The organism is Marseilla massiliensis (genome assembly GCF_016899955.1).
Classification (GTDB): Bacteria; Bacteroidota; Bacteroidia; order Bacteroidales; family Bacteroidaceae; genus Prevotella; species Prevotella intestinigallinarum.
The window spans coordinates 1-573 of sequence record NZ_JACJJL010000097.1 but is presented as its reverse complement, the minus strand read 5'-3'; the positions used below and the strand labels follow the sequence as shown (position 1 = coordinate 573).

Here is a 573-nt window from a genome sequence, read left to right as displayed (position 1 = left end):
TGTTTCTTACAGCGATTATTTTTGTACCGATATTTTCTTATATCGCTGATAATCAACTATAAATACTCTCTCATATGTATTCCACATGAACTCGGTCGTCCGCCAGTTGTTGGAGCAGCAGACGGATGTGGTCATGGTGGACACGGGCGACTCCTATGAGGGCATCTGCGGCTACTACGGCGGCACGTACATCTCCTATTCCAAGGAGAAGCCCATCTCCATGAACCCCTTCAAGGTCACGGAGGAGGAATACAGGCTGAACTTCGGTGAGAAGAAGAACTTCCTCAAATCGCTGGTGTTCCTCATCTTCAAGGGCAGCGCGTTCCCCAGCAAGATAGAGGACATGATAGTCAACCAGACCATCGTGGAGTATTACGACGCCTATTTCCATCCTTTCGAGAAATTCACGGAGAAGCAGCGTGCGGAGTTGCGGCAGAAGCTCCTTGTAGACTCCAAGATGGATGACGACTACGAGAAGTACAACCACGAGATGGAAGACATCGACCGCCTGATAAACGCCAATGACCAGCCGGAAGTGCCGGAAAGCCGCGCCCTGCTGCTCCCCTCGGAAGT

Annotated in this window: 1 pseudogene; it reads left to right on the top strand. The window is 51.0% G+C overall.

Annotation, left to right across the window (positions count from 1 at the left end):
- Positions 1–79: 79 nt before the first annotated feature.
- Positions 80–573 (top strand): annotated as a pseudogene (locus H6B30_RS16065) (TraG/VirB4 family ATPase); the annotation flags it as partial.